General features: G+C 60.5%; 25 protein-coding genes and 2 tRNA genes. 7 read left to right on the forward strand and 20 right to left on the reverse strand.

The features are described 5' to 3' along the window. Positions 1–1,149, forward strand: a 1,149-nt coding sequence (locus QM649_RS02160; protein WP_415197364.1) for a mechanosensitive ion channel family protein, incomplete at its 5' end; no start/stop codon positions are given. A 36-nt stretch (positions 1,150–1,185) separates the two neighbouring features. Here the strand turns inward: QM649_RS02160 and QM649_RS02165 are convergent. From QM649_RS02165 to QM649_RS02185, 5 genes are all read right to left on the reverse strand, one after another. Further along, positions 1,186–2,451: an MFS transporter gene (locus QM649_RS02165; RefSeq protein WP_415197365.1), complete on the reverse strand. Its 1,266-nt coding sequence runs from the start codon at positions 2,449–2,451 to the stop codon at positions 1,186–1,188. A 144-nt stretch (positions 2,452–2,595) separates the two neighbouring features. Then, the gene (locus QM649_RS02170) at positions 2,596–3,366 is read right to left on the reverse strand and encodes a LuxR C-terminal-related transcriptional regulator (protein ID WP_415197366.1); all 771 of its coding nucleotides are present in this window, start codon (positions 3,364–3,366) and stop codon (positions 2,596–2,598) included. A gap of 23 nt (positions 3,367–3,389) precedes the next feature. Continuing rightward, positions 3,390–3,743 (reverse strand): PilZ domain-containing protein, encoded by a 354-nt coding sequence (locus tag QM649_RS02175; RefSeq protein WP_415197367.1) that lies wholly within the window; start codon positions 3,741–3,743, stop codon positions 3,390–3,392. 220 nt (positions 3,744–3,963) lie between these two features. Then, positions 3,964–5,193 carry a hypothetical protein gene (locus tag QM649_RS02180; RefSeq protein WP_415197368.1) on the reverse strand — a complete coding sequence of 410 codons (1,230 nt, stop codon included), beginning with the start codon at positions 5,191–5,193 and terminating at the stop codon, positions 3,964–3,966. A 41-nt stretch (positions 5,194–5,234) separates the two neighbouring features. Then, positions 5,235–5,651 (reverse strand): hypothetical protein, encoded by a 417-nt coding sequence (locus QM649_RS02185; RefSeq protein ID WP_415197369.1) that lies wholly within the window; start codon positions 5,649–5,651, stop codon positions 5,235–5,237. A gap of 153 nt (positions 5,652–5,804) precedes the next feature. Here QM649_RS02185 and QM649_RS02190 point away from each other — a divergent pair. The 3 genes from QM649_RS02190 (at position 5,805) to QM649_RS02200 (ending at position 9,715) form a co-directional block, all read left to right on the forward strand. Next, positions 5,805–5,881 (forward strand) — tRNA-Met (locus tag QM649_RS02190). 143 nt (positions 5,882–6,024) lie between these two features. Beyond that, positions 6,025–7,248 (forward strand): S41 family peptidase, encoded by a 1,224-nt coding sequence (locus QM649_RS02195; protein ID WP_415197370.1) that lies wholly within the window; start codon positions 6,025–6,027, stop codon positions 7,246–7,248. 358 nt (positions 7,249–7,606) lie between these two features. Continuing rightward, complete coding sequence (locus tag QM649_RS02200) at positions 7,607–9,715, forward strand: penicillin-binding protein 1A (RefSeq protein WP_415197489.1); 2,109 nt, start codon at positions 7,607–7,609, stop codon at positions 9,713–9,715. A 57-nt stretch (positions 9,716–9,772) separates the two neighbouring features. Here the strand turns inward: QM649_RS02200 and QM649_RS02205 are convergent, their stop codons facing one another. After that, the gene (locus tag QM649_RS02205; protein ID WP_415197371.1) at positions 9,773–11,353 is read right to left on the reverse strand and encodes an outer membrane beta-barrel protein; all 1,581 of its coding nucleotides are present in this window, start codon (positions 11,351–11,353) and stop codon (positions 9,773–9,775) included. Between the two features lie 138 nt (positions 11,354–11,491). Here QM649_RS02205 and QM649_RS02210 point away from each other — a divergent pair, with 138 nt between their 5' ends. The 3 genes from QM649_RS02210 (at position 11,492) to QM649_RS02220 (ending at position 12,322) form a co-directional block, all read left to right on the forward strand. Beyond that, entirely contained in the window at positions 11,492–11,731 is a 240-nt protein-coding gene (locus QM649_RS02210) for a glutaredoxin family protein (RefSeq protein WP_415197372.1), read from the forward strand. Positions 11,732–11,853: 122 nt separating this feature from the next. Further along, positions 11,854–11,938: transfer RNA gene (locus QM649_RS02215), tRNA-Leu, on the forward strand. 66 nt (positions 11,939–12,004) lie between these two features. After that, complete coding sequence (locus QM649_RS02220; protein ID WP_415197373.1) at positions 12,005–12,322, forward strand: DUF3467 domain-containing protein; 318 nt, start codon at positions 12,005–12,007, stop codon at positions 12,320–12,322. Between the two features lie 111 nt (positions 12,323–12,433). Here the strand turns inward: QM649_RS02220 and flgL are convergent, their stop codons facing one another. The 14 genes from flgL to QM649_RS02290 all read right to left on the reverse strand — a co-directional run bounded on the left by flgL (position 12,434) and on the right by QM649_RS02290 (position 23,791). Beyond that, a complete protein-coding gene (gene flgL, locus QM649_RS02225; RefSeq protein ID WP_415197374.1) occupies positions 12,434–13,333 on the reverse strand; it encodes a flagellar hook-associated protein FlgL in 900 nt (299 codons plus the stop codon). Positions 13,334–13,365: 32 nt separating this feature from the next. Continuing rightward, a complete protein-coding gene (gene flgK / locus QM649_RS02230; protein WP_415197375.1) occupies positions 13,366–14,787 on the reverse strand; it encodes a flagellar hook-associated protein FlgK in 1,422 nt (473 codons plus the stop codon). A 46-nt stretch (positions 14,788–14,833) separates the two neighbouring features. Further along, the gene (locus tag QM649_RS02235) at positions 14,834–15,109 is read right to left on the reverse strand and encodes a hypothetical protein (RefSeq protein ID WP_415197376.1); all 276 of its coding nucleotides are present in this window, start codon (positions 15,107–15,109) and stop codon (positions 14,834–14,836) included. Next, the gene (locus QM649_RS02240; RefSeq protein ID WP_415197377.1) at positions 15,106–15,450 is read right to left on the reverse strand and encodes a flagellar biosynthesis anti-sigma factor FlgM; all 345 of its coding nucleotides are present in this window, start codon (positions 15,448–15,450) and stop codon (positions 15,106–15,108) included. The genes QM649_RS02235 and QM649_RS02240 overlap by 4 nt, the downstream gene beginning before the upstream one ends. Before the next feature lie 47 nt (positions 15,451–15,497). Then, positions 15,498–15,911, reverse strand: a complete 414-nt coding sequence (locus QM649_RS02245; RefSeq protein WP_415197378.1) for a hypothetical protein — start codon at positions 15,909–15,911, stop codon at positions 15,498–15,500. Next, positions 15,908–17,077 carry a flagellar basal body P-ring protein FlgI gene (locus tag QM649_RS02250; RefSeq protein WP_415197379.1) on the reverse strand — a complete coding sequence of 390 codons (1,170 nt, stop codon included), beginning with the start codon at positions 17,075–17,077 and terminating at the stop codon, positions 15,908–15,910. The genes QM649_RS02245 and QM649_RS02250 overlap by 4 nt, the downstream gene beginning before the upstream one ends. A gap of 35 nt (positions 17,078–17,112) precedes the next feature. Continuing rightward, complete coding sequence (locus tag QM649_RS02255) at positions 17,113–17,871, reverse strand: flagellar basal body L-ring protein FlgH (protein WP_415197380.1); 759 nt, start codon at positions 17,869–17,871, stop codon at positions 17,113–17,115. Further along, positions 17,868–18,350: a flagella basal body P-ring formation protein FlgA gene (locus QM649_RS02260; protein WP_415197381.1), complete on the reverse strand. Its 483-nt coding sequence runs from the start codon at positions 18,348–18,350 to the stop codon at positions 17,868–17,870. The genes QM649_RS02255 and QM649_RS02260 overlap by 4 nt, the downstream gene beginning before the upstream one ends. Before the next feature lie 11 nt (positions 18,351–18,361). Continuing rightward, positions 18,362–19,150 carry a flagellar basal-body rod protein FlgG gene (flgG, locus tag QM649_RS02265; protein ID WP_415197382.1) on the reverse strand — a complete coding sequence of 263 codons (789 nt, stop codon included), beginning with the start codon at positions 19,148–19,150 and terminating at the stop codon, positions 18,362–18,364. A gap of 79 nt (positions 19,151–19,229) precedes the next feature. Next, positions 19,230–19,964, reverse strand: coding sequence for a flagellar hook-basal body protein (locus tag QM649_RS02270; RefSeq protein WP_415197383.1), 735 nt, complete (start codon positions 19,962–19,964; stop codon positions 19,230–19,232). Between the two features lie 66 nt (positions 19,965–20,030). Next, a complete protein-coding gene (locus tag QM649_RS02275) occupies positions 20,031–20,804 on the reverse strand; it encodes a hypothetical protein (protein ID WP_415197384.1) in 774 nt (257 codons plus the stop codon). Positions 20,805–20,944: 140 nt separating this feature from the next. After that, on the reverse strand, positions 20,945–21,715 hold the full coding sequence (locus QM649_RS02280; RefSeq protein WP_415197385.1) for a FliM/FliN family flagellar motor switch protein: 771 nt from the start codon (positions 21,713–21,715) through the stop codon (positions 20,945–20,947). A gap of 77 nt (positions 21,716–21,792) precedes the next feature. Continuing rightward, positions 21,793–22,803, reverse strand: a complete 1,011-nt coding sequence (locus tag QM649_RS02285; protein ID WP_415197386.1) for a flagellar motor switch protein FliM — start codon at positions 22,801–22,803, stop codon at positions 21,793–21,795. A gap of 67 nt (positions 22,804–22,870) precedes the next feature. Then, positions 22,871–23,791 carry a FliA/WhiG family RNA polymerase sigma factor gene (locus tag QM649_RS02290; RefSeq protein ID WP_415197387.1) on the reverse strand — a complete coding sequence of 307 codons (921 nt, stop codon included), beginning with the start codon at positions 23,789–23,791 and terminating at the stop codon, positions 22,871–22,873. Between the last annotated feature and the right edge of the window lie 39 nt (positions 23,792–23,830).

Below are 23,830 nucleotides of genomic sequence, written 5' to 3' on the forward strand. Positions count from 1 at the left end.
TTGCGCAAGCAGGCCGTTGCCTTCCAGGCTCCGATCTCGAAGATCGTTCACAACCTCGTAGTCGAGGGGCAGCAGCTGACACAGCAGACGATGCAGTCGAGTCCCGCCGGCGCCTCTACGCAAAGCACCGAACAGTCTGCCGACACCCAGCTCCAGTCCATCACCACCGGATTTCGTGCCATCTCGGCAGCCAGCGTTCCGCTCGCCCAGGAAATCGTTCTTCTCGAACAGAGCGAAGCGAATCTGAACGCATGGAAGAGCGCGGTGGATCGCGAATACAAGAGCATCCTTCATTCGCTGCTGCTGCGCCTGCTGGTCATCGCCATTGCTCTGGTCGTGATTTTCCTTGCCGGAGAACTGTGGACGCGAGCTGCGAACAAGTACGTCAAAGACCGCCGCCGTCGCCGCCAACTGCTGATGACGCGCCGTGTCGTGGTCAGCTTCCTCTCGGCCCTCACACTGCTCTTCGGCTTCATCACGCAGTTCAACTCGCTGGCCACCTTTGCGGGCTTTATCACCGCCGGTATTGCCGTCGGTTTGCAGACCATTCTGCTGTCCGTCGCCGCGTACTTCTTCATCATCGGCAAGTACGGCATCAAGGTCGGCGACCGCATCACCATTGCAGGTGTAACGGGCGACGTCATCGACGTAGGCCTTGTCCGCTTCTACGTGATGGAACTGGCGGGCAGCGGTACAGAGCTGAAGCCGAGTGGACGCGTTGCCGTTTTCTCGAACTCCGTGCTCTTCCAGGCCACCACGCCGCTCTACAAGCAGCTGCCTGGCAGCGACTTTGCATGGCACGAGCTGATTGTGAAGTTCACCGCGGCCGCCGATCCAAGGAAGGCCTCGGAGCAGCTCTTGAAGGCCATGCACACGGTCTACGACAACTACCGCCACGCCATCGAGAAGGACCACCAGAATCTCGAGAAGTGGATGCAGGTGTCCGCAGCCATGCCGGAGATCGAATCCCGCATCCAGTTCCTCGGCGGCGCCGTCCAGCTCTGGACGCGCTTCCCGGTGGAACTGCGGCGCGCCGCGGAGATCGACGAGGAATTAACCGAGGCTCTTCTCGACCTGCTCGAAAAGGACGCCGAACTCAAAGGCATTGTCGACGGCCTCCCGGTCATCCAGGCCTCGGTCAAAGGGTAGCTATAGGGGCTAGGCATAAGCCCCGTAGCGGGAGTCTCAGGCGTTTAGATCCGCGCCTTTCGACTCCCGCCCCAGGGCGGTTACCAGTACAAGAAAACAGGCCACGATCAGTACAGTAAACGCCAGCACTTTCCCATAGCCACCAAAGCGCTCCGCCGCACGCGCCTGCAAAACCGAGTTGCGTGAAGTAATCAGATTGCCCAGCTGGTACGCGAGTCCCGGGAAGGTCGCACGCACCGGCCCGGGCGACAGCTCGCTCAGGTAAGCCGGCACCACACCCCATGCGCCCTGGACCATGAACTGCATCAGGAACGCGCCGGCTGCCAGCGTAATCAGCGAACGGGAAAACGCATAAAGCGGGATCATCGGCAGCGCCAGCAGGGCTGCGACGATGATGGTTCTCTTGCGGCCGAAACGCTCGGAGAGACCGCCAAAGAAGATGCCGCCCAGCAGCGCACCGATGTTGTAGACGATCCCTACCGAGCCGGTCAGAGCCGCCGAGTAGTGGTGGTCTTTCTGCAGGAAGGTCGGATACAAATCCTGGGTGCCGTGCGAGAAGGCATTGAAGCCGGTCATCAGCAACACGAGAAAAAAGAACGTGGGCGCATAGCGCAGCAGTTCATTGAAAGATAAGCCCTGAGCCTTTTCGCGCTCTACCCCCTGCCCCTGGCGCTCACGCCACACCGGCGACTCCTCGACCTTGAGGCCGATATAGACGATCAGCAGCGCCGGAGCAGCGCCGACCAGGAACATGCCGCGCCAGCCGAAGTTATATCCGTGCCAGGTCATATGGGCGAAGTGCGGAAAGAGGAGCGCATACGCAGCAGCAGCGGCAAGATAGCCGACCACGTACCCCTCCTGCAAAAGCCCGGAGAAGAATCCGCGGCCTTCCTTAGGCAGCGTTTCAAATGCCAGCGCCGCGCCCACACCCCATTCTCCGCCCATCGCGATACCGAAGAGCGCACGCAGCCAGAAGAGGCCGTGGAGCGAGGTGGTAAAAGCACATGCCAGCTCGAAGACCGAGTAGCAGGCCACATTCAGCATCAGGGCCGGGCGACGGCCATACTTCTCCGCCAGCGCACCGAAGAGAAATGCCCCAACAGGACGAAAAGCCAGCGTGAGAAATAACGCTTCCGCTACGGATGAGGCCGCGGCATGGAAGTCGCTGGCGATGGCTGAAACGCAGAAGACAAGGATGAAGAAATCGAAGGCGTCCAGCGACCAACCGAGAAAGCATGCGGCAAAGGCGTGACGCTGATGAGGAGCAAGATTGCGAAATGGACTGGGGAAGAGGCTCGCCATAATGAGTTTGCGGAGACCATCTTTCGGCTCGAGTTGAGACTACCAGAGCAAAGATGCGCCTATGGCGACAGGAAGATGCGTGCAGAAGAGAACAAGGGGCTGAGTTTAACTCAGCCCCTTGCATGAAGACATTAGGATTTGCGCTTAGTGTCCGCTGCCGTTGGTGGCTTTCGCGGCGGCGGCGACAACTTCCTGCTCGGCTGCTTTTTTGTGAATCTGGTGGTGTAGACAATAGAGCGCCAGCTCAAGACGATCGGAGACGCCAAGCTTGTCGTAGATCTTGCGCAGGTAATTCTTCACCACCTGCTCGGTCGTTCCCAACTGGAAGGCGATCTCCTTGTTGCGCTTGCCCTGGGTGATGCAGGCAATGATGGAGAGCTCCTTCGGCGAGAGCCGTGGCTGCGACTTGGTATTGGTGATGGCGGTCGCCTGCGAGCGATAGGCTTCGATGACCCAGTTCACCGACTGGTTATCGATCCACGTCTCGCCGGAGGCAATCTTGCGAACGCATTTCACTAGGAGCTCGGGCGCAATCGAGCGAGGGATAATGCCCCGCACGCCGCGCCGGTAAAGCTCCACGGTATGCGACTCGTCGGTACCGACCGTCTGCACGATGATCTTGATGTCGGGCACAAGACGCACGATCTCCGGGATCGCGTCCGTCGTACCGGCAATCAGGTTTCCTTCGAGCAGCAGCACATCCGCCGGATGCCGGGTCAGGGCTACGTAGAGATCGTCCACACGCTCTACCTGGCCCACCACACGGATGTCATCCTCAAGCGCGAACACCTTCCGCATGCCCACCCGGTAAATTGCCTGGGAGTCCGCAAGGAGTATGCGGATAAGCGGCTTGCCAGCATGCAAGGTGCCGTCGCCTTGTTTCGCCTCTTGTTGTTCAGGAGTTAATTCGGCCATAACGATCTGCGTGGTGCCTCCAATTACTGAAAGCTGTAGTGGTCGATGACGGCTGCGGCGAATGCCCTGGACTGCTCGCGATACGATCTCACGACCCGTCCCGCACAGTGCACAGCTCCGGACAGCGCGTTTCCGATGATTCCGATGGGAATCTCGACGAGGAACTCCACCTCCGCTCCGGGAGACAGCATCTCGTCAATCTCGAAAAGAATCCCGCTCGCGGAAATATCTCTGGTGAATCCTTCGTAACACGTCAATCCAGCCAGCACCTGGATGGGCAATGAAAGGGGAAACCGTACCGCGCTCCGCGGTTTTGGCCCCATCAGAGGCGGATAACCTGCTTTTGTAACCTCGGCAATCGGCTGCAGCAATCCCACACGGAACTCCGGCAGTACATCATCAAAGTATTGAATTTCCGGCTACTCACCTGAGCGAGAGCGACTAGAACCCTGGCCAAAAAGATGCCGGAATTACGAAAGTTTACACCTTCGATCCAAGGAAAAGATAGGAAAAAGGTCGCACTTTCGGTTACCAGTGTGTCAGCCAAGGCATCATACCCCGGCCGGAGTGAATGAAACCACCCCAAGCTGTCTGGAATCACCGGCAAAATGCCGCGGAAGCGCCCACCCAGGCCAGGTTGCGATTATGGTCCACCCCCATCATCTGGCCGCGCCCGAGCCTCACCAGGGAGATGACGGGCTCCAGTTTTCCACCGTCAGGCCAGAGATAGAGGATGCGGACCTCCGGCTGGGTCCAGCCATGGGGCGTATCTACGACTTTTTCGAAGGTGACCCGCTCCTGGAGAAGGTAACCTCCGCGATCCTGCGGCGGGATGGCCTCCAGCTCGTCCTGGCTCGGCGCAAAGCGGATTCCCTTCCCGGCAAAGGAAAACAGCGGCTTCAGCACCCAGTCCTTCCGGTCCTCAGGCAATCGGGCATGTCCTCTCCCCGCAAACCAGTCGTCGAGAAAGACGGCCCCCGGGACGCAGGGGTGATCCAGAAAGGGGATGGAGAACTTGCTAAGGTGGAAATACCAGTTCGGATGTCCGGCCCACTCCACATCGAATGACTCCCGGTAATCAAAGCCGAGATGAATCTGCTTTTGAATCAGCTCATCCACGATGGCCCGGTTATAGATGCGGCGGATGGGGACCAGCTGGCCTCCTTTGCGGTAACAGAGACGTGGGGGCTTCCCCGCACGATCTTCAGGGATGATTTCGCTGATATCGACGATCGGAATCCCAAGCCTCTCAGCGGTGATGTGAAAATCCGGCAGAGTTTTCTGCTGCAAAGGCTGCACTTCCGCCAGCACGACGCTCTCGGGATCGTGCCCTTTCAGGACCACCTGCGCCATCAGCTTCCAGAAACTGGACTCGTTGTGACCGCCGAGAAAAAAGGACAGCTTTCCCAGCTCATCGAGGGCATAGACCGAGCGGTACATCTCGTTGAGCACGGTCTGGAAACCGTAGACAGAGGGAAAACCCTGTAATTCCACCAGATGCGGAGCGAGCGAGCCATCGGTCTGCCGCACAAGGCCGAAATCCACCGTCATGAAGTGTGGGTGGGGCGTTTCGTCGGCGGCGCGCCATGCCTCGGGAATGGCTTTTGCAGAACGCCATAGATAGTCTCGATCCCCAACAAGGCGATGCGTAAGATCGGCGCCGACCGCGGCCATCTGATCGAGTAACGATTGCGGGAGGAAGACGGGCGTCTCCGCCACCCGGAAACCGATGTGCGTGCGCGTGCACGCATCGAGTCCGTGCAGAAGCTGCCGGTAATTTTCTTCCTTGTACCGCTCGTTGAAGGCTGTGCGCAGATCGGAAATCACGCTCTCAGCCTATACCTGCCCTCAACGAGCGGAAAGAAGCTTTACAGGCTGGGACGGCGCTTTACCAGCACGGTCAGCTGTTCGGAGTCGATGTCATTGAGGCGACGGCCGATCTCCTGCGCCGCGTCGATCGAGCGCTGGGCCCATTCGCGTTGTTTTGCTGCGGTGCCCGGCTCGACGTTCAGGCCGGCCAGTAGACTCACCACCGTCATCTGGTTGCGGACGATGTCTTCGACGACCACCCGCATCTCCTGGATCGTGGTCTGGCGGACGAGCCGCTGGCGATGACGCACGATGAAAAAGATCACGCCGTGAATGATGCCGACAGCGGCGGCAGTGATCGCGGCAGCCTCCCAGCGGGAAGACTGCTGATGGAAGAACAGGATCGGCACCACGAGGATCACCAGGATGCCGGCGCCACTGAGAACAAGTTCCAGATATTTAAGAAGAAATCGCAAGCGACCCTCGAATCGCGGCAGTTTTCACGACCGCATTTACATTCTTCTTAGGAAATATCTCATGTCAATCCGCTCCCTGCCGCCCCACCCAAACATTTGACGCTAGGGCCTTAAGATTCGTAGAATGAGGTATCAGCAGGGCGTGAAAAGCATGGCGGCGTAGCTCAGATGGTTAGAGCGACGGACTCATAACCCGTAGGTCGACAGTTCGATTCTGTCCGCCGCCACCAGTCGATCCTCTCCCTCTTTTCTGCTGGCTCCCTTACATATTTCTCCCTTCGCAGGACTCTTTCTGAGTCTCCTTTATGTGCCCGTATTCTCCGCGGGAGGCGTTGGAGTATCATCGGATGCAACGGACCTCCGTTTTTTGCCCATGTCGAAAGCATTCAAGCGCTCAGTCCTTGCCGTCTCCGTAGCACTCGTCGCCATCGTCTTCCTCGGTGGCTTTCTTACAGGTGGGGTCGACGCCAGCTCTGAAGGCGACGGCGTCTACCGGCAGATGGGTGTGTATGAGGAAGTCCTGCACAAGATCCAGAGTGACTACGTCACCGAGCCGAACATCAATGATGTGACGACCGGCGCTCTCCATGGCCTGCTGGAGTCGCTGGACGCGGACTCCAGCTACCTGACGCCTGCGGAGTACAGCGCCTACAAGGCGCATGCCAACGAAGACACCGCACAGGTAGGCCTGTTCGTCTCGAAGCGCTATGGCTATGCCACCGTGGTAGCCGTGATCCCCGGTAGCCCGGCGGATAAAGAAGAGCACATCATGGACGGCGACATCCTCGAGGCCATCGGCGATAAGTCGACCAGCGACATGTCCCTCGCCATGATCCGGCTCAGCCTCGAAGGTAAGGCGGGAAGCAACGTCACGTTCTCCATCGTGCGCCCCGGCAAAGCCGAACCACAGAAGATCACGCTGACACGCACGAACATCACTGCCCCTCCGCTGGCCGAACAGCAGTATGAGAATTCGTCGATCCTTTATCTCAAGCCCGGTGTCCTGAGCCGCGAACGCGTGAACGAGATCGAGGCCAAGCTGAAGGACATGTCGAAGAACGGCAATAAGAAAGTTCTGCTCGACCTGCGCGATGTCGTCGACGGTGATTCCGAGCAGGCGATCCGCCTCGCCAACGCCTTCCTGAAGTCGGGCAACATCGCCTCACTCTCCGGCCAGAAGTTCGAGAAGCAGACCTTCAACGCGAATCCGCAGAAGTCCGTTACCGACGCGCCGCTGGTGGTTCTAGTGAATCACGGCACTGCCGGTCCCGCGGAGATTGTGGCTGCCGCGATTCTCGACAACAAGCGCGGCGACCTGGTCGGTGACCGTACCTTTGGCGAAGGCGCGATCCAGAAGACGATCGAATTGCCGGATGGCGCCGCCGTGATCCTCTCCGTGGCCAAGTATGACTCACCTTCGGGCAAGGCCATTCAGGATGTGGCCGTGACACCGAATATCGTGGTGACCGAGACCATCGATCAGTACCTCGCCGAGGAGAGCCTCGACGAGTCCGAACAACCTACCGAGCGTGTACATCCGGCAACGGACGATCAGCTTACCAAGGCCCTGGACGTTCTCAAGCAGAAGACAGCCTGACGCGACAACCACCGAGGGCATTTTCTCCGCCGCACACCGCAGCGGAGCGCAGGACCGGCCGGGCACGTAGCAAGCGCTGCGTGCCCGGTATCTCATCACGCATCCGGGTTCGGCAGTTATTTTGTGCAGGATCTTCTAAGCCCCGGCCATTTCCCTTGCGAGAGAGCTTTTGAAATCACGCGGCCCATGGACACCCCCCCCCACCGCCTCTCCATCCAGGCAGAAGCCTTCTCCCAGCCGTAGCCTGAAGCCGGCCTCCGGCACGAGCAACTCCAAGACAAACAGCGCGAAGACGAATCCCGCGTTTCGGCCACAGGCCAAGCGCCGCAAGGTCGCAGGGAATGTCGCACTCGGCGTGATGGCCGCGCTGGCCATCGCCGTCGGCTCGCTCAGCGGCCTGATGCTGGTGTACTCGGTGAACCTGCCGCAGATTCAGGATCTCGAGCGGTATCAGCCGGACACGATCACCGAGCTCTACGATGTCCACGGCAGGCCCTTCGGCTCCTTCGCGCTCGAGCGCCGCGTTGTGGTCGATTACAGCGCCTTCTCGCCGCTGCTGCGACAGGCCGTCATCTCCATCGAAGACAAGAACTTCGAGAGCCACGGCGGCGTGAATGTCTTCCGCGTCCTCGGCGCGATCTATCACGACATCGCCTCGAAGGGCCGCGCGCAGGGCGCATCCACGCTGACGATGCAGCTGGCCCGCAATCTTTTTCTCTCCAGCGAGCGCACCGGCAACCGTAAGCTGCAGGAGATCTTTCTCTCCCTGCAGATTGAGCATGCCTTTACCAAGGAGCAGATCTTCACGCTCTACGCGAACCAGATCGCCCTTGGCCACGGCACCTTCGGCTTCGAGGCGGGGTCGCGCTATTACTTCTCAAAGCATGCGAAAGATCTGACCCTGCCGGAAGCAGCTCTTCTCGCCGGCCTGCCGAAGGGGCCGACTGAGTTCTCGCCGATCTCGAATCCGGACCGCGCCTTCCGCCGCCGCAACCAGGTCATCAACGCCATGCTTGAAGACGGTGCGATCACCGCCGCGCAGGCGGACGCAGCGCGCACCGCGCCGCTCGGACTCCATCTCGAAGCGCCTCCCAACTCGGTTGCGCCCTGGTTCGTGGAAGAGGTGCGCCGCGAGCTCGAGCGCCGTTTTGGCGCAGACCGTGTGCATGAGGCAGGTCTGAAGGTGGAAACCACGCTCGATCTCGATCTGCAGCAGACTGCGAACCGTGCGGTGCTCGATGGCCTCGCTGCATACGAACGCCGCCACGGATGGAAGGGACGGCTGCTGAACGTGCCTGCAGGCGGTCTCGACATCAACACCTTCCGCCATCCCGACTGGACACAGGCGGCGGCTCCCGGGATGTACATGCACGGTCTCGTGACCGGCATTCTGCCGTATCAGGCGACGGTAAGGCTCGGCAGTCGCGACCTGATCCTTACACCGGAGAGCTGGAGCTGGACGAAGTTCAAGACCGGGCCGGAGTTCCTGCATCTCGGCGACATCGTCTATGTTCACGTCACCGGCCAGTCGGGTAATACGCTTGCGGGCACGCTCGAGCAGGACAGTGGCGCACAGTCTTCGCTGCTAGCCATGGATAACTCCACCGGCGACGTACTGGCGCTGGTGGGCGGCCGCGACTTCAACCTCTCGCAGTTCGACCGCGCGACGCAGGCCGAGCGGCAGACCGGCTCTTCCTTCAAGCCCTACGTCTACACTGCGGCCGTTGAGGACGGCGTACGCCCGACGGATATGATCCTCGATGCGCCTACGTCCTTCGGCTCCTACACGCCTCATAACTACGAGGGCAATTTCCTTGGGGACATCACCATCGAACGCGCCTTCGCCGACTCGCGCAACATTCCCGCGCTGAAGCTCGCGCAGCGTGTCGGCATTCACAAGGTCATCGACGTTACGCACCAGTTCGGCGTAACCAGCAACATCCCGGCATTCCTGCCCGTGGCTCTCGGCTCCGTCGAAATCAACCTGCTCGAGCACGTCGCTTCCTATTCGGTCTTCCCGAATGACGGCATCCGCGTCGCACCGCGGCTGATTCGCAAGGTAACGACCTCGGACGGTATCCCGCTCACCGAGCCTACGCCCGAGGTGAAGGAAGTCACCTCAGTAAAGACCGCGCGCACCATGATGACGCTGCTCAAGTCCGTCATTGCGCCCGGCGGCACCGGCGCGGATGCGATGAGCCTCAATCATCCTCTCGGCGGCAAGACAGGCACCACCAGCGATTACACCGATGCGTGGTTCATGGGCTTCTCACCATCCGTCACCTGCGGTGTGTGGGTCGGCTATGACAACCGGCAGCCACTCGGTGACAAGGAGACCGGCGCACATGCGGCTCTGCCCATCTGGATGGACTTCATGCGCGCGGCGATTGCCGACAAGCCCGATGAGCACTTCCCCGGCGACCTGCCCGCATCGCAGATCGCCCGCACCATGCCCGCCTCGAAATAAGAAAAGGGCGCCGGCCATGATGGCCGACGCCCGCGTTTGATGCAATCCAAACAGGCTCTAGAAGTGCCAGATCAGATCGCCTGCGAAGGTGAGCTGCGTCGTCTTCGTCGGATAGCCGCCTGTCGGTGCATCGAAGGCCGGCTTGTCATACGAGTGGTCGAGGCGAAGTTCGGGGCGAAAGGTCACGGTGCTGCCGATCCAGTAATTCAGACCGACCAAATGCTCGGAGTAGAGCGTCGCCGTGCCCGTGCGCTGTCCTTTGAGATCGTTCACGAACTCATTGCGGATGGTCAGCGAGGTATGGTGGTTGTTCCACTCATGCTCGATGTAGTTCACCGCGGCGAAGTCGGGGGCATAGCAGTGCGTCGCCAAAGGATTGCACTGCGCTCCGTTTGCGCCGGTAATCAGTGACGGTCCGGTGATCTCGCCTGCATTCGCGCCGACGTTCGCATTCGCTCCATAACTGATACAGGGGTCGAGTCCGTAGCAGAGGTTCGGCACGTCGCGTTCGTACTGGTACCAGGCCTCCGTATCGGTGTGCCAGGTCGCATTGAACTTGTGATAGTAGGTCAGGTAATACGCCGACACATTGTTATACGAATACTTCGCGGAGTTCATCGAGTTCGCGCAGAAGTAGAGGTTGTCGCCACCCGCGTGCCACGTATAGGCGGCGCAGGCATCGCCAGTAAGCTTTGCATACTTGGTCCACGGCGCAGCTTCACAGCCGCCGGAGACGCCTCCCTGTACGGTCCAGTGCTCACTCAGCTTGGTCGTCACATTCACGCCATGCTGCGTGTAGCAATCCACGGTATAAAGCAGCGAGTGACTGAAGGTGTAGTTGTTCGGCGCGAGCTGCGCCTCGATATCCGGCAGCGAGATGTACCGTCCGACGCGAATATCGGTGCCCTGCCCGATGTGCGGCAGGTAAAAGTCGAGGTAATACATCACCGGGTCATAGCCGTAGGTATTGTTGTTCTTCAGCAGCTGCTGGCTGAAGACGCCATACGCCGTGGTGTAGCGATAATCGAGACCATACAGGCTCGTGAAGCGAAAGCCCCAATCGAAGTGATCCTTCTGCACGGTATCGGGCAGACGCTCGAAGTAGAGCGCGGCCTGGTCAAGCTGAACGGAGTTCGGGATGACATCATACGCAGCAGGAGCATTGGCAAACTTGCCGGCATTCGATGTGCTGGCGTTGTAACCGATATCGAACCAGCCGTAGGCCTTGATGCGGCTCTTGGCGTTGTCAATCGCGTTCATCAGTGGGTAGGTGTTGTAATCGGGCGCTCCGATGACCACGGTGCCACCAATCGGCCAGTCCGCGCTCGGAAACGGGGGCGAGTTCAGCGGCGCGGGTGTGCCACGCCGCTCCGGAGCGGGAGCAGACGGCGCCGTGCTGGAGCTGGCCGTCCAATCATCGAGATAGGCGTGCCCCAGGCGGGTCAGGAAGCCGCGCTGCGGCGTCGGAGTATCCGGCATGGCCGCGCTGGCATTCGTATCTGCAGCACCACCTGCCGCGTCGTTATCATCGGCAACCACCGCGACGGTCTGCGCCGAGACGCGCGCCGAAGATACAGCGGCGCACAGTATGAGCAAGGTAAGAAAACTGAAAAATCGTTGAAAACTCTGGAAACGCATGGCTCTCCACAATGTGTGTGCCGCGAACCATTCGCGCGCACATCTGTGAAGCTATCGGGACAGCCGTAAGCGCGCCCTAAGCAGGGCATAAAGGCTTTATAAATGCGTCGAAACGGAGGCATTGGTATCCTATAAAGGATGAAACCCGTAGTCCTCTACAGCCAGCCCGGATGCCCTCCCTGCTTTGCCGCCAAGCAATTTCTCAAAAGCCGCGGAGTCGCCTTCGAATATAAGGACGTGCAGGCTGATCCGGAAGCAATGCGCGAGCTGCTTGAGATGAACAGCCGCAGCACCCCGACGCTGGTCGTCGATGGCGAGGTCATGATCGGCTTCGACCCGGATCGCCTGGAGACGATGCTCTCGGCTGCCTCGCGCTAGAGACTGATCCCGCGCTCTCCGGTTTTATTTTTCTTTGTCCGTGATGCGGCGTTGCCAAGCGACCGCGCAGCAGCTACGCTAAGAACAAGGCAGGCCCTTCGCGGGCCTGTTTCGCTGCCCGTGCGGGAGTGGCGAAATTGGCAGACGCACTTGGTTTAGGTCCAAGCGGAGCAATCCGTGGGGGTTCAAGTCCCTTCTCCCGCACCACTTCCCTCTTCCTCTTTGGTTGCTTCGAAGGCGCTTCGGTCCGCGCTGCGATACCCTGAAGACACCATGCAATCGCAATCCACTCCGCAGCAGCCGAAGATCGAAGTCACCAGGTCCGAAAATTACCGCGAGTCGTACGCCAACAGCGTGCAGATCCGCCCCAGCGTGTGGGACTTCCATCTCGCCTTTGGTACCGTCCGCCAGGAATCGCCGGATCAGGTCAACATCGAGAACAACCAGGGCATCTACCTGAGCCCGCAGCAGGCCAAGGCTCTGTGGAACCTGCTGGGCCAGAATCTTGTGCAGTATGAGCAGGCTTTTGGCACTATCGCGCTCGAGCCGAATGCTCAGCCTGTCCCGATTCCGCGCGGACCGATTAACTAGGCAGAAAACCGCGAGCCCCGCTCACCTGAGACCTTTCTTCCGGTCCCGCCGCAAAGCCTTTCGCCGCGGTGAGCGGGCGGCGCGCTGCTTCTGGTCCTCGCGGTGTCCCTTTCAAATCTGCGCGAAGAGCGTCCCCTGCCCGTCGATGGCAGTGATGAGGCTGGTAAGGGCGGACTGCTGGGTCTCCGCTGCACTCAACTCCGTCGCCGCAGTCGCGGTATTCGTCTGAATCAAGGTGTCCTGCGCAGACTTCAGTTGCTCCTCCTCGCTTGAGGTATCGGTACTCGCCGCGGTGAGCGCAGTGATCGAATTATCGATCGTGGTCCGCTGCTGCGAGACGTAGTTGAGCGCGGTGTTCAGTGAGGTCAGGTCGGAAGTCGCAGTCGAAGATACGGTGCCGGACGAAAAGTCCGCAATCAGCGCGTTGAGCGTACCGATCACATTCGCGCCCGTCGCTGTGAAGATCTGATCTCCCGGCACATTGGTCTGGATGCTCTGGCCATTCGGCGTGACGACAGAGCTCGTCACATCATCGCCGTTATAGGTCACCGAAGCCGGGCTCGTACTGGTATCGATCGTGAATGGCGCGGTCGAGCCCTGGCTTCCGGAGAAAAGATAGTTGCCCAGATAGCTGGTATTGGCCAGGGAAACGACCTCGTCGCGAATGCCCGTCAACTGCGTCGCAATCGCCTTCAGGTTGCTGCTGTTCAAAGTCCCGTTGCTGCCCTGTGTAGCAACCGAAATTGCCTCTGTCAGCTGCGAGACCACGCTGCCGAGAGTCGAGTCGGCAACCTGCAACATGCCCTCGGTGGACGAGGCCGTCTGCGTGAAGGTGTCGTCCGCGCTGATTTGGCTCGAGAGAGACACATTCTGCGAAAAGGCCGTTGGATTATCGCCGGGTTGATTGACGCTCACCCCCGTCGAAATCTCGTTGGTGATCGTCTGCTCGTTGGCAGTCGTGTTATCGAGCGCCGAAACGGTGTTGAAGATAAACTGCGGATCGACCCGCATGCTCAGTCTCCTGATGAAAAGAATCGGAATCCTTAACTGCTATACGCCACCTGCTCACCGAGGTTGAGCGCCGCGAGCATCACCGTGTCGAGCGTGCTGAAGACCTTCGACGCGGCCTGGTAGGACTGCTCGAAGGTCTCAAGCGACGCGGCCTCGTCGTTCAGATTCACAGAGCTGAGCGAATCGACCTGCGTCTGCAACTGGGAGAGCGAGGCCTGCTGGGCGCTGTTGTCGGTGGTCGCGTCGGAGACCATGGTGCCGATGGTTGAGACGAAGGATGAGTAGTAGTCGGTCGGCGTCGATCCATCGACGATGGTCTGATTGGCAATGGCCGCCATGCTGACCAGATTGCTGTCTCCGGACGTGCCCTCGCCCGATCCTGCCGCCGCAATGAGCGATGGGTCGGTGATGGCAACGGAGATCTCGGCAGCCGCACCTGTCGAAGAGGTGGGCAGAGTGAACATGGCAGTGCCTGCATTGCCGTTCAGATCGTAGCCTGCTTCGTTCGCGGAATTCACCGCGGAGCCAAAGTCATAAGCAAGCGTGTCGAGTGCGCTGCTGATCTGTGGGATGTCCTGATCGCGCACCTCGAGCAGTCCACCGATCTGACCGCCACCCGAGGCCAGCGAGGTGGTGATGTCATTCCCCTGGGAGTCGAAGATATGCGTCGTACCATCGACCGATCCGGTGCTCAGCGCGTACGAGCTGCCCTCGGCAACCAGCACGGCGCCACTGGAGGTGGTGATGGTGAGGCCATTGCTGTCATCCTGAATCTGGTGAATGCCGATCAGCTGCGAGAGCTGCTGAACATCCTGTGTTCGCTGATCTTCAAGGGTGCTTGTATCCGTGCTGGAACTGACCGACTCGATCTGCCCGTTGAGCTGAGCAATCGATTGCGAGAGCGAATTGACCTGCTGCACAATGCTGACGCTCTCCTGATCGATATCGCTCTGCTGTGCGGTGAGCTGCGAGGATGCGCTCTGAAAATCGCTAGCTAGCGTGTCGGCGCTGGAAAGCACGCTCTGCCGCAACGAGGTGCTTGAAGGATCAGACTCGAGCGAAGAGAGCGCATCGAAGAACGAAGTCATATCCTGACTGATGCCGCTGGTGCTACTCGTCGAGCTGGTGCTTGAGGTCGTGGTCTGATCGAAGATGGTTTGAATCTGCTCGAGCTCCGTCATGCGTGAGTCGCTCGCGCTGGCTGCCTGATTTTGCTGCTGCAGCTCCTCTTCGAGGACCGGATCCCGCTGCGCGATGCCACCGATCATCGTCACACCATCCCCCCACTGCGTATTGCCAATCGTGATGGGGTCGTTCTCCTCGAAGGTCGCTACTTCGCGCGTATACCCGGTGGTATTGGCGTTCGAAACATTGTTCGAAACCACGGCCAGTGCCGCCTGATCGGCATCGAGCGCCCCGGTGGTAATGTTGAACGCTGTATTCAATGTTGCCATCGTGATCCTCGCCTTCCCAACCGCATGCCGCTTCGCTGCTGATTTGCTAAAGCCCCTGCTGCGGTGGACTTGTTCTTGCCTGCTGCTCGATGCGAGCCAGATGCGACCGGCGCAGCAGCCGCAGATTTCGCTCAGAGTGACGCAAGAGCGAGCCGAGAACCCGATGCCGCTCGGCAAGCCCGGGTGTAATCCAGAGTAGCTGCGTTGCGCTCGAAGTGCTGGAAACCTCTGCGGCTAGCTTGGCCAGAGCTGCGCCGTCTAGGCGCGTCAGGGCTTCGACCGTGCGCGCCTCAAGCTCTGTCAGCTGATCCGCCAGATTCATCCGTTGCCTCCGCTTCTTTCCAGCGCCCCGGGCGAACTGCTTAACATGTAATTGATTACCGTATTCGCAACATCCGTTGACGATACCTGGTAATTCCCAGTGACCAGCGCCGCCTGGATCGTTGCAACCTTACCGCTGCGCACCTCGGATTCGGGCTCGGAACTGCTGGCTACGCTCGCCGCTGCTCCGGCCGTGCTCAGTGAAGCCTTGTCCGCTTGTTCCTGCGAGGAAGACACACTCGCCGATCCGGCAGACGATTGATTTGCAGCTTCACTTGCCTGCGCAGCGCCCGAGGTTTCCTGCACCTCTCCGCTTCGCAGAAAATCTCCTGAAATATTCATTCCCACGTGCTCCTCGCTTTACCTTATCGGCAATAGGGCGAAGCACTTTAGTAATTCATAATGGGCCTGGTTGCCGGACTTCCCGATACGGTTGCGGAATCAGAAGAACTGCTCTCCGCAGCCTTGTCGCTTACGCCTAACTGGTTCAAAATCCTGCTCGCTATGCCAAACCCACCGTGTTCCGAGAGGGCCTTGGCGAAGATCTCCGACCCCATGCTCATCAGCGTGGATTGGCTGCCTTCGCCACCTTCCTGGCCGTCATCCAGCGCCTCGTCGCCGTCGTCGTTTCCCTCCGAAAAGAGCGGATCCTTCTGCAGCGGCTTCAGAAACTCCTGCATTAAGCTCGCCTCAAATTCGTGTGCCGCAGAACGAAGCTTTTCCTGCCTCTCCGGGGAGAGTGACGAGGTTGCCGCAACCTGCCCCGACGCTGGCACAACACCGTGAATGCCCTGATCGATCACATGACCTCCAACTCGGCCTCGAGGGCTCCAGCCTGCTTCATTGCCTGCAGAATCGAAATCACATCACGGGCCGTCGCACCGATCGACTGCAGATTCTGCACGAGATTGTCGACCGTGGATCCAGCCTTGAGTTCGATCCGGCTTACCGGCTTATCCTGCGCCTGCACCTGCGTCTGCTGCACCACCTGCGTCGTTCCTGAACTGAAGGGCCCGGGCTGCGAGACCTGATACTGGCTCACGACATTGATCGAGAGACCGCCATGGAGAATCGACACTGGCTGCAGGCAGACATTGCCTCCAATGACCACCGTTCCGGTACGCTCGTTTACCACAACCTTCGCCCGTGGATAGACATCGACCTCGATCGCCTCCACGTCAGCCAAAAGGTTGGGGATATCTTCACCATCCTGCGCCTGGACCTCGATGCTGCGGCTGTCGATGGCGTGAGCGATGCTGCGCCGCAACTGCTTGTTAACCGCAGCTGCCATCTCCTCGGCGGTACGAAAATCCGGATCGCTGAGCAGCAGCGTCAGCCGCCGCATCTTGCTTAGATCGAGTGGCACCGATCGCTCGACGATACCGCCAGAAGGAATAAGGCCTGTCGTCGGATGATTCAGCGAGCGGCTGTTGCCGTTCGCCGCAACCGTGTAGCCGCCAAGCACCAGCGGCCCCTGCGCCTCGGCGTAGATCTGCCCATCCGGTCCGTAAAGCGGCGTCATCAGCAGGAGCCCGCCTTCGATGGAGCGTGCGTCGCCGGCCGAGGAGACAGTCACATCCAGCCGGTTGCCGGGCTGGGCAAAGGGCGGTAGCGTTGCCGCGATGAAGACAGCGGCCATGTTCTGCGTGCGCAACGAGGCCGTGGTCGAATTGTTTGGCAGGTTTACCCCCATGCGCAGCAGGGTCGAGATCAGAGTCTGGATGGGAAAGACGGCCTGCGTACTGTCGCCCGTACCCTTCAGGCCGACCACGATACCGTAGCCAACAAGCTGGTTGTCGCGTATGCCTTCAACCGAGGCGATGTCCTTGATGCGGGCGCGCCTGGCAGGCGTACTCTCTACGAGCTGGCCGCACGCCGCGCGAGCAAGCGGAATCAGCAGGAACAGGACCGCAAAGAAACACCTGCGTTGCCTGCTCGTCATCTCTCCCATCGCACCGCGCATATACATCTCCGCGAATCCTCTCGCTAAACAAGTCTTCTCGACTAAAAAACCAGCAGCTTCTGCAGGAAGCGTACGACCGGATTCTGGCGATAGGTATAGTCGTTGATGATGCCCTTGCCCACCACTTCGATCTCGAGATCGGAGATGCTGGTCGAGGTAACCTGGTTATAGTTGCTGATGTCCTCCGGACGCACAAGGCCGCGCAGCCGGATGGTCTGTGTCTGCTGGCTGAAGGTGAGCTGGCGCACCGCTTGGATCACCAGCATGCCATTCGGCAATTCGTCGACGACTTCGCCACCAAAGGTTGTGGTCAGGCTCGAGTCCGTGACCGACTGGCCCTGCGCATTGAGAGCGGAGGTGGATGTCTGTGTCAGCAGATTATTGAGCGAGCTGCTTCCTGAAAGCTTGCCGAGCAACTGGCTCACCGCCGAGCTAGCATTCGACGCACGGGAGTTCTTGACCGTGCCGTCCGTCGATGCAGTCAGGCTCTCAGAAACCACAATGGCGATTGGATCGTGAATGTGCGCGGCACGTACATCGCTAGACAACCGCGTGAGGCGGCCATCCGCGCTCCATAGCGATCCCGGCGTATGCACCATCGTGATCTGCTCGGCACGCACCCGGGCGATGTAGGCGCTCAGCGCGGCGTCGGGCGGCGTTTGCTTCGCAACCTGATTCTTCTTCGTCTTGTCCCCGCGGGCCTGCGGCAAAAACGCCACCAACAGGATCGAGCACAGCGATGTCGTCAGGAGGATCGCGTGCATCGAGCGATCGCTGAGCCTCTCACCGCGCGCGCTCACGGCTGCGCCTCCTGATTCCAACTTGAAGGCGTTGCCAGTTCGACCGAGCCCGGTCCTCGCACGATGCCGCGCAGCAGCCAGCCGGTTCCGCAGCGCACCACGATACTTTCGCCCAACCTCGCCGACTGCGTGGCCGTGCCCGCCAGACGAATTCGGGCTGAGCCATCACGCCATACAGTAACTTGCATCCCGGCGCGGACAACGAGCGGGCCCGCATCCAATCCCAGTCCCAGACTCTCGTACACAGGAATGCCCGAGGCACTCGCCATGCGACGCTCCGCATCATTTGCCAGGCGCAGACGCGGAGGCCACTCTGGATGGGCACAATCACGCAACCGCAGCCAGTCGCGATCGAGAACAGCATCATGGATGACGGCCTCGATTCTCTCTCCGGAAGCCCCCGGAGAGACAGAGCGCTCGAGGCAGCCTGTGGGCATGTGCACGAGTGCAGCAGCGGTCAACAGCAACAGAAAACTCATCGCCCTCTCCGTTACCGGATCATGTTGTTGACCTGGCTGTACATGTCGTCGGCGGCGCGAACCACCTTCGAGTCGCTCTCATAGGCGCGCTGCGCGAGCACCATCTGCACAAAGGCATTAACGACATCGACATTCGAATTCTCGAGATATCCCTGTTGCAGCGTGCCCAGCCCCTCGGTGCCACCGGGATTGCCAAGCACAGCGTCTCCCGAGGTCAGCGTGGCGGTGAAGAGATTGGAACCGACGCTATCGAGACCTCCAGGGTTGATGAAGGTGGCCAGCTGAATCTGACCGAGTTGCGCCGGGTTCTGCTGGCCGGGCAGCGTGGCGTTCACCACCCCATACTGAGTAATGGTCACCGCTGTCGCCGTCGTCGGAATGGTAATCGCCGGCAACAGCTGATCGCCGGCGGCGTCGACGATCGTCCCCTGGTTGTTCAAGTAGAAGTTGCCTGCGCGCGTATAAGCCAGCGTGCCGTCCGGGCGCTGCACCTGAAAAAAGCCATTGCCTTCAATGGCAAGATCAAGAGGGTTGTTGGTCTGGTCGAGGTCGCCCTGGGTCATGATGACTTCCGTCGCAGAAGACTTGGTGCCGAGGCCGATCTGTAGGCCTGCCGAGACAGTCTGCTGACTCTGTGCCGCGCCCGGGGTAATGAGATTCTGGTAGATCATGTCCTGAAACTGCAGCTGACGCTGACGGAAGCCGACGGTCGAGGAGTTCGCCAGATTGTTGGCGATGGTGTCGAGGTTCAGCTGCTGTGCGCTCATGCCACTGGCCGCCGTGTAGAGTGCCCGGATCATGCGTATCCCTGCCCTTCCGCCCGCGTCGCGAGCCCTGCGTTACCTATATGCAGTGCCTCTTGCCATCCTTCGACTTGCTTCAGACCTTCGGCAGAACTTCGGTGGCTGTCTTGTCGAGGTTGCCGTCGAAGACGGTGAGCGCCTTCTGCATCATCTCCGCCTGGCGCTGAACCAGAATCAGCTCGAGGGTGCCGGAGATAACATCCTGGTTCGAACCCTCGAGCGAGCCCTGCCGCACCTCGGGTTTCGCTGCAACCGGCTTCGCCTTTGCGGTCGGCGCGTAGAGACCGGTTCCTTCCGGGTTAAGATCCTCAGGCGCGGCGAAGTTCCACAATCCGAGCGTGGCTACAACAGCTCCATCGACCGAGATCACACCATCCGAACTCACCGTAACCTCGCCCGGTGGCAGCGCGATGAGCTTGTTCTGCCCGTTGAGCACGGCGTAACCTTCCGGCGTCGTGAGCTGCCCCGCGATCGAACGCTGAAACTGACCGCTGCGCGTATAACGAATCCCATTCGCTGTCTGCACCGCGAAGAAGCCCTGTCCCTGCAGCGCTAGGTCGAGTGGATTGCCGGTCGGCGTCAGCGATCCCTGCCCCATGTCAAGCACATTGCCGCCGAGGATGCCGAAGTCGTTGATCGTGCGATTGAGCTGCGAATTCCCAGCATCCGGGCCCATCAGCGCGCCGCGAAAAAATTCACGCTCGGCCCGAAAGCCGCGCGTACTCGAGTTCGAAAGGTTACTGGCCGCAGCGTCAAGCGCCTCGGTGCGTGCAAGTAGTCCGGAGTAGGCTGCGTAGAATCCACTGCTCATGACGATTCCTCATAAGACGAGAGTGCAGATGGTGAACCAGAAGAGGGAGAAAAGGATAAGAAAGGTTTAAGAAGCGCCGGCGAAGTCCACCATCACAGCGAGCACATCTTCGCTTTCCTGCCCAGGCCCTGACTTCATCCTGCCTTCTGCCTCGCCTTTCGGCCACATCCTCATCCAGAGATAGCGGTCATAGCGGACCAGCCGGGCCTCCACCGGCTGCACCCGCTCGATCTGCCGCGCCAGGGCCGACGCCAGAGCCTCAGGGCTCGCGGCCTCAAGCAAACGCACGCGATCGAATGGAGCTTCGAGCAAGCGGGCGCGACAGCGTGCGAATTGGGAATCCGAGAGCAGGCCCACCTCAATCCTCCGTCCACTGAGCCGCTCGAAGGCCAGCACCAGGCGATGATCGATGCCCGCTTCAAAGGCTACGTTCAGGGCACCAGTGGCGGACCAGCGTAGCGGCAGCACGCCGCAGGCCTCGATGAGGATGCGCGGCAGCGGCGGACAGGCGAGCACGCCGGCATCGAAGTCGGCGGTAAAGACCGGGCAGTTCCACTGCAGGCTGAGTGCCTCGGTAATACGCTGCTCGCTGAGTTTTGCATGACTCCGGATCCAATGGCCGATACGCCGCCCTGGCTCCTTCCGCTGCGCGGCAAGAGACTTCTGCAGCGATGGCCGATCGACCCAGCCGCGCTGCAGCATCAGCAATCCGAGCGGAAGACGATGGCGATAGGGGGCGGCAGGCTCACCGTATCCCACCAGCTCGCGGGCCACCAGCGCCCGCATGCGCGCGAGCGTACAGGCGGCGCTGCAGGTCCATCCTCCCTCGAGTACAGGCACGGTGCGATTGCGCAGGAGATGGAGACGGCTGCTGCGGCAGCCAGGATGTGCGCACTCGGGAAAGAGCGACGTGCTCTCCCGTTGTCGGGTTGCAGACCCGGAAGACCACAGTCCGCTGCCAAGACCGCGCAGGGCTCCACTTAAAAGAGGCATCGGATACTCTCCAGACGTTTCTCTGCGGTCGCAACTTCGGTCACATTGAGCCCAAAGTTGCCGTCGACCAGCACCACTTCACCGCGAGCCACGATACGATCTCCCACCAGCAGATCCACCGGCTCGGCAACGTGCCGATCGAGCTCGATCACATCTCCGGGACCAAGATCGAGCACCTCGTTCAGGGACATCTCGCGCGAACCGAAGCGCAGGGATGCCTCGAGTTCGATGTCGACCAGCAGTTCCACACCGGGCGAGAGAGACGGAGCGGACGGCGCCGCAGCGGGTGGAGGTGCAACCACCTGAAGCTCTGTCCGGTCGGCAAAGGCAAGCAGCATCCGTGCCTCACCCAGTGAGACCTCAAGCGCCGCGGCGGGAATGCCCGCTGCCCACTCGGAACGTTCGGCGGCGACTGCGGGCGATCCAGGCTTGAGCGCAAGCGACGCCTGTACGGCTTGTGCTACCAGCCCCTGCCAGAGCTCGACCTCCCAGTCCTCGATCGCTGCGGCGTCCTCTCCGGCAAGCCCCGAGGCCACCAGCAGGGCATGCATGCCTTCGGTTTCGGCCAGCACCACAACTGAGCCCTCAATCGTGGCTTCGTCGAGAGTGCCCCTGACCCTGACCTCGAAGCACAGAGACGAAGCGGCAACCGGCAGCTGCGCCGCGGGGCCGATCTTCATCTCGGCCGAGACCTCGCGTGCCATGATCCCGGCAGCCTGCTCCATCCATCGCCCGGTCAGATTTTTCTTTCTGTCCATTCTCTTCTCCGGTGTTTCAGCTCTCTATGGCACGGCTCCCTGTATGCAAACCTGCTCAAGTGCGCGTCACGGCCGCATCATGGCGCTTTGCGCTGCCCCAGCTGAGCGCCGCGATGTTCTCCATAGCGCACCGGCATCGCCTCGAAGAGCGGAACGCCGGAGACACGCATCTGCGGCCTCACGGTCGCGGAAAGGGGAAAGCGCAGGGTGGATGCGGCCTCGAGACCCTCGATCTGTCGCGTCGGTACACGGAAAGCGGGCAGCTGCAACGCCGCGCCGATTCTGGCCTTTCCCAGGCTGTGCCGAAGGCGCGCGCGGATCTCCGGATTGTGGCTGCGCTGGCGTGTCCAGTCGCCCACCATGCGATGCAGAATGGTATTCGAAACCACGGCGGGGAAGGCAATATTCATCAGGCCTGCAGCAGCCTCGAGCTTGACTTCGAAGTTCAGACAGAGCGTCTTCTCCGAGACCGGCATCAGATGCGCGATCTGGGTTTGCATCTGCCGCTGCTCATAATGAAAACTCAGTCCCACCGGCTCCCACGCCGCGCTCATTTCGCGGCAGATGATTTCGATGACACTGGCGAGAATGGCCTCTTCGATATCCGTCAGCTCGCGCATCTGCCCCGCCGCGCCCTGGCCACCGAGCAACAGGTCGATGATCGGAGGAGCAGGCGTCATTTCCATCATCAGCACGGAGATGGCGCGCAATGGTTCGAGACGCACCGAACAGACATAGGAGAGATCCGGGATGCGGGCGATAAATTCATTGAAGGGGATCTGCTCGGCCGAGACCAGCGTGACCTGAAAAGGGCTGCGCAGCCACACGCTGAGATAGTGCGTAAGGTTGCGGGCGAAGATGTCGTTGAGCAGACTGATGGCCCGCATCTGGTCGTTGCTGATCTGCCCGGCGCGAGCGAAGTTGTACGGCTGGACACGGCGTTTCGGGGCCGCTGGAGCTTCGGCCGCAGGCGCGCTCGCGTTCGCACTGCCGGAGACGCTCGCCGGAGGCGTTCCCTGCGCCGCTTGAAAGAGTGCGTCGATCTCATCCTGCTTGAGCGGTTTGTCCTTGCCCGGCTTGTCGGCCACAGATCCTTCTCCTTCTTCCGGATCGAAACTTCTATCGTCCTTCTATTCAAGAAACAATGCTGCACTCTTAGCCTTCGCGTGCTTTTGCGGCTCGCAACGTCCCATCCCGTGCACTGCCGGCCTGCGCCTTGCTCTCACGGCGGAAGGCCGCCAGCTGGCTGCGAAGATGGAGCACCGCCGAGGCGTGAATCTGTGAGACGCGCGATTCGACGACGCCCAGCGTGAGCCCAATCTCTTTCATGGTCATCTCCTCGTAGTAGTAGAGGGTCATCACCAGCCGCTCACGCTCGGGCAACTGATCGATAGCCTCGGCAAGCCGTGACTTGAGTTCACCGCGCAGGCAACGGAAGAGCGGATCATCCTCCGGCCTGTTCGGGATGTACGCCAGCTCCTCCTCGCCTGAGTCCTCGGAGCGCTCCGCGTGCAGCGTTCCAATCTCGAGGCCCTTCAACTCGCCGAGCAGCTGCTGATATTCGCCAAGCTCCATCTGCATCTCAGCCGCGACTTCGTTTTCCGAAGGCGAGCGCCCCATGCGGGTCGTCAGTGTGCGGATCGCCTCTTCCACCGCTCGCCCCTTGCGGCGCAGATCGCGCGGGCTCCAGTCGAGCGTGCGCAGGCTGTCGAGAATGGCTCCGCGAATACGGAACTGCGCATAACTGCGGAACTGCACCTTTTTCGCCGGATCGAATTTCTGCAACGCATCCATCAGCCCGAGCACCCCGGCGCTTACCAGATCGTCCATCTCGACATGCTGCGGCAGACGTTCGTGGATGCGTCGAGCGAGAAAGCGTACGGTCGGCATGTGGTCGAGCATCAGCCGCTCTTGCTCGATGGAGAAAGCCCCCCCATGCATCACTCCCTCGATCGCGCCCTGCGCCGCCATCTTGTTGGCCTGTGGCGCAGCGTCCACCTCCTCCGCTCCGCTGCCGGAACTTCCTGCCGTCAGCTCCACCGAAGGCAGGGGATGCGCCGCACCGACAGCCGGCACCGGCAATTCCTTTCCCCTGCCCCCATCCCTTCGCTCTGC

Origin of the sequence: Silvibacterium sp., assembly GCF_047605705.1 — a bacterium.
In the GTDB taxonomy this organism is placed as follows: domain Bacteria; phylum Acidobacteriota; class Terriglobia; order Terriglobales; family Acidobacteriaceae; genus Silvibacterium.

Bases quoted from the DNA above. Each gene is read 5' to 3' on its own strand.
- QM649_RS02165 (WP_415197365.1), bottom strand. From the start codon at position 2,451: ATGGCGAGCCTCTTCCCCAGTCCATTTCGCAATCTTGCTCCTCATCAG.
- QM649_RS02170 (WP_415197366.1), bottom strand. From the start codon at position 3,366: ATGGCCGAATTAACTCCTGAACAACAAGAGGCGAAACAAGGCGACGGC.
- QM649_RS02195 (WP_415197370.1), top strand. From the start codon at position 6,025: ATGTCGAAAGCATTCAAGCGCTCAGTCCTTGCCGTCTCCGTAGCACTC.
- QM649_RS02200 (WP_415197489.1), top strand. From the start codon at position 7,607: ATGGCCGCGCTGGCCATCGCCGTCGGCTCGCTCAGCGGCCTGATGCTG.
- QM649_RS02205 (WP_415197371.1), bottom strand. From the start codon at position 11,353: ATGCGTTTCCAGAGTTTTCAACGATTTTTCAGTTTTCTTACCTTGCTC.
- QM649_RS02210 (WP_415197372.1), top strand. From the start codon at position 11,492: ATGAAACCCGTAGTCCTCTACAGCCAGCCCGGATGCCCTCCCTGCTTT.
- QM649_RS02220 (WP_415197373.1), top strand. From the start codon at position 12,005: ATGCAATCGCAATCCACTCCGCAGCAGCCGAAGATCGAAGTCACCAGG.
- flgL (WP_415197374.1), bottom strand. From the start codon at position 13,333: ATGCGGGTCGATCCGCAGTTTATCTTCAACACCGTTTCGGCGCTCGAT.
- flgK (WP_415197375.1), bottom strand. From the start codon at position 14,787: ATGGCAACATTGAATACAGCGTTCAACATTACCACCGGGGCGCTCGAT.
- QM649_RS02235 (WP_415197376.1), bottom strand. From the start codon at position 15,109: ATGAATCTGGCGGATCAGCTGACAGAGCTTGAGGCGCGCACGGTCGAA.
- QM649_RS02240 (WP_415197377.1), bottom strand. From the start codon at position 15,450: ATGAATATTTCAGGAGATTTTCTGCGAAGCGGAGAGGTGCAGGAAACC.
- QM649_RS02250 (WP_415197379.1), bottom strand. From the start codon at position 17,077: ATGTATATGCGCGGTGCGATGGGAGAGATGACGAGCAGGCAACGCAGG.
- QM649_RS02260 (WP_415197381.1), bottom strand. From the start codon at position 18,350: ATGAGTTTTCTGTTGCTGTTGACCGCTGCTGCACTCGTGCACATGCCC.
- flgG (WP_415197382.1), bottom strand. From the start codon at position 19,150: ATGATCCGGGCACTCTACACGGCGGCCAGTGGCATGAGCGCACAGCAG.
- QM649_RS02270 (WP_415197383.1), bottom strand. From the start codon at position 19,964: ATGAGCAGTGGATTCTACGCAGCCTACTCCGGACTACTTGCACGCACC.
- QM649_RS02280 (WP_415197385.1), bottom strand. From the start codon at position 21,715: ATGGACAGAAAGAAAAATCTGACCGGGCGATGGATGGAGCAGGCTGCC.